The organism is Armatimonas sp. (assembly GCF_043760365.1).
Taxonomy (GTDB): domain Bacteria; phylum Armatimonadota; class Armatimonadia; order Armatimonadales; family Armatimonadaceae; genus Armatimonas.
Genome location: NZ_JAYUPA010000878.1, coordinates 1 through 3,043, shown reverse-complemented (window position 1 = coordinate 3,043; position 3,043 = coordinate 1). Strand labels below are relative to the sequence as shown.

At 56.8% G+C, this 3,043-nt stretch carries 3 protein-coding genes; 1 reads left to right on the top strand and 2 read right to left on the bottom strand.

Annotated features, from left to right (window positions below; genetic code table 11):
• The coding region (gene dnaA, locus ACH2EH_RS21835) for a chromosomal replication initiator protein DnaA (protein WP_395145060.1) at window positions 1-1,625 on the bottom strand (1,625 nt) is incomplete at its 3' end.
• A 285-nt stretch (window positions 1,626-1,910) separates the two neighbouring features.
• Here dnaA and ACH2EH_RS21830 point away from each other — a divergent pair.
• The gene (locus ACH2EH_RS21830) at window positions 1,911-2,618 is read left to right on the top strand and encodes a DUF6989 domain-containing protein (protein ID WP_395145058.1); all 708 of its coding nucleotides are present in this window, start codon (window positions 1,911-1,913) and stop codon (window positions 2,616-2,618) included.
• A gap of 16 nt (window positions 2,619-2,634) precedes the next feature.
• Here ACH2EH_RS21830 and ACH2EH_RS21825 read toward each other — a convergent pair.
• On the bottom strand, window positions 2,635-3,043 hold a 409-nt coding region (locus ACH2EH_RS21825; protein WP_395145056.1), incomplete at its 5' end, for a DUF6807 family protein.

Sequence of the window (3,043 nt, the reverse complement as noted above, 5' to 3'; positions counted from 1 at the left end):
ACGGTCGTGTGGTCGCGGCCTCCGAAGAACTGTCCAATGCCGGGCAGGCTGGTTTCAGTAAGCTCACGCATGAGCAGCATCGCCACTTGCCGGGCACGAGCCGTTTCCTTATCGCGCTTCTTACCCTTGAGCACTTCCGGATCGAGCCCGTAACGGCGGGCGACAACTTGCTGGATGATGTCAGCAGTGATGCGGCCTCGTGGCCCCGCAGACGCGGCTTGTGCAGCTTCCAGGAGGGCTACAGGGCCGCCTTGGGGATCACCCAGAAGACTGATCCCAGCCGAGGCAAAGTAGCGCTCCAAAATATCCGAGGCTAGCTCTTCCGTGACAGGAGAGTTCACTAGCGAGGCGTAGGCGACCAGCTTGACCAGTGCGCCTTCCAGAGTGCGGATATTACTCTGCACCAGCCGCGCCATGTAGAGCAGTACATCGTCGGGGATGCGCATGCGCTCAAGCTCCGCTTTTTTCTGCAGGATCGCCAGGCGCGTCTCTAAGTCTGGCGGAGCGATATCGGCGATCAGCCCGGACTCAAAGCGTGAGCGCAGGCGCTCGTCCATCATTTTTAGCTCGCGCGGGCTGCGATCCGACGAGATCACGATCTGTTTGCCGGTCTGATACAGCGCGTTAAACGTATGGAAAAACTCTTCGTTGGTCTTGTCTTTGCCCGCGATGAACTGAATATCATCGAGCAGGAAGACATCCACGTTGCGCCAGCGCCGTCGAAACTCTTCCATCTTGCCTTCGCGGCTGGCTTTGACATAGGCGGTGGTGAAGGCCTCACCGGAGACATAGCAGACATGCGCCGCGCCGCGCTGGGCCGCAACTTCGTGGCCGATCGCGTGCATCAAGTGTGTCTTGCCGATTCCGGGAGGCCCGTAGAGAAACAGGGGATTGTAGATCTCCCCTGGGGCGTGTGCAACCGCGTGTGCGCCGCCCTCTGCAAGCCGGTTGCTCCGGCCCGTCACGAAAGCATCAAAAGTGTAGCGCGGGTTGAGCTGAGGCGCATCGGGATGGGGTGTCTGAGCCGCCGAGGCACTGGTCTGCGGGCGCGAGACAGTGACAGTATTGGTTCTAGGTTTGGGGGGGGCAAGCGGAATCCGGGGAGTGGGGATAACAACAATCTCCGCTTCTAGAGCGAAAGGCTCCCCTTGAGGCTCTGGTAGTGCGGCTACCAGAGCCTCATGGGGTGCGGAAACCTGTTCGGAGCGGTTGAGCGCTTCGGTCGGAGCGAGGAAATGACCGTCGGTCGGTGCCTCGAACAGGCTTGGTGTGATCGCCTTTGGTTGGCCTGACTGCTCGGCAAAGATGCGGCTCTGCGGTTGCAGCAAGGCAAACTGAAGTCTGACTTCCCGATCCAGAATCTCTTCTAAAAGCCCCTGGATAAGCGGGGTATGTCGCTTCTCTACCCATTCACGTGTAAAAGCGGAGGGAACTCCCAGTATCACTTGGCAGATAATCCGCCCCTCGACCATTAGCTCATTGAGAGCCAGTGGTTTCAGGGTTCGAATATGCGCCTCAAACGTGGGCTTATTTACCCGGGATGCAAGCATCCGCAGCGCACGGTCCCAGGCGCGCCGCAAGACAATGGGGATTTCTTCGTCTTCAAATTGTAGTTGTTCGCTCACGTCCTTTTTGTGCTCCCCGTCCCAAATCCACCAGGCAAATTCTGGCGAGGAGACGGGGGGATTCTAGCCCACACAGAGGCTAGCCGCAAGGAGCATGAAACCGTCGTTTGCTGTGTGTAGCCAGCGTCAGGAGTGTTAAATTCGCGTGAATACTAGCATTAAACTTTTTAGCTTACAATACTCGTTGAACCTGTACAAACTGCCGAAAACACAGGTACTATGAATAGGGTAAACAGATGTTTAACTATAAGATAAATGATATTAAAAAATAATTATAGATATAAAATGATACTTAGAGTAGTGCTTTTATCGGTGTTTCTCTCCGTTGGTTTTTCGTTTGCCTGTTCGCATTGGGCAAACTCTGATGGCCGCAGTGCCGTTGCCTTGAATCTCTTAAACCTGACTTTGTTTGTTTTTTACACTACTAAAACTCGTGAAAAGGCACTCGGTTGTTTGCTTGCTGCTGCGGGCGTTTTCGGGCTTGTGGAGCTGCTTGCCGACTTCCTGTGTGTCCGCTGCACGCGCACGCTAGACTACGCACTGGCGCACTCCACGATGGTACTGGAGTCGCCGTGGTGGATGCCGCTTTCGTGGGCTTTGGTGGCGGTTCAAGTGGGGGTTTTAGGAGACTATGGGGTTCATCGCTTCGGGCTTCTGAAAGGCGCACTGCTCACCGGCATTTTAGGGGCGCTTTTGATCCCCTTTTATGAGGAAATGGCCTGGGGAGCGCACTGGTGGCGCTACAAAGACTGCCTGATGCTGGGGCATACTCCCGTCTATATTATTGTTGCGGAGGCCGTGATCGGCTCAGGGCTGGCGCTAATGGGCCACTTCGCCCTGCGTGCTCGCTCGCTAAAAAACGCCGCCCTCATCGGAGCTGCCGCCGGACTCGTGACGATTTTCGGTGGAATGCTCGGTTGGGGCTTAGTTGAGTTTCTCGGGCGCGGGGCGGTGCCTAAATGGCCCTCCTCCCCCGGCCCCTCCTCCCGATAACGGGAGGAGGGGAGTTTTAGAGGTGGGCGTTGATCTCGTCGGCATCAATTCGTCGCGGGAGGATGACAACGGTGTACTGGTAGGTGAGCGTCTCGCCTGCCTTCAAGACTATTGGTTCGTGAAAAAGCGGCGCGGGGCCGAAGAAATGGTAGTCGGGCTTGGCGGCTCCGTAGAAGGGCTCTGGGTAGCGAGTATTTCTTGAGTTTGGCAGAAAGACAACGGCACAGTCCTTGCCGTCTGGCGTGGTGCCTTCGATCCCGCCCCACTTGTAGCGCTCACCGGTGCAGCGCGTGGTGACCGTGCCATCGTCGAAAACGAGCTTGGCGTCTTTTAGGTCATTTCTCAAGCGCACAAACAGCCCACCGTAGCCGCCCCATGTGGTGAACGGCGTCCGGTCGAGGATAATGTCTTGCCGAGCGTTGATC